Annotated in this window: 1 protein-coding gene; it reads left to right on the top strand. The window is 42.6% G+C overall.

Going from position 1 to position 599, the window contains the following annotated elements:
* On the top strand, nt 1-599 hold a 599-nt coding region (locus ACFIO5_RS12880; RefSeq protein WP_375705617.1), incomplete at both ends, for a lytic murein transglycosylase.

Here is a 599-nt window from a genome sequence, read left to right as displayed (position 1 = left end):
AACTTACTGGCTCTTGGGCTGGTGCAATGGGACATACACAATTTATTCCAAGCAGTTATCTCGCTTATGCCATTGACATGGATGGGGATGGACGACGTGATATTTGGACTTCTGTTCCAGATGCCCTCGCAACCGCTGCTAATCTTCTCTACATGAATGGTTGGCAGTCTAAACTTCCTTGGGGAGTGGAAGTTAAATTGCCGCAAGGAAAAAATCTTCCCGAGGATTGGCATTCATTTGAACAATGGGCAAAGCTAGGTGTAAAACAGGCGAATGGAAAACATTTGCCTTCATTATCTGAACAAGCAATATTGAAATACCCAGATGGGCCAGAAGGACCTATATTTTTAGTAACAAAAAATTTCTTTGTTCTTAAACGTTATAATAATGCAGATCGCTACGCTTTCGCTGTTGCACTTCTTGCTAACCGCATTGCTGGACATTCTGGATTGGTTCAAGATTGGCAGCGACCATTTCCGCCTCTTACTTTTTACGAACGCAAAGAACTGCAATCTCGCTTAGCAGCACTTGGCTATTATAAAGGAGAAATGGATGGCATAATCGGTACAGCCTCTCGAAAAGCACTTAAAGCTTTTCAG

It is taken from the genome of Bartonella sp. AA86SXKL (assembly GCF_042196885.1).
This window is presented reverse-complemented; position numbering and strand designations above follow the sequence as displayed.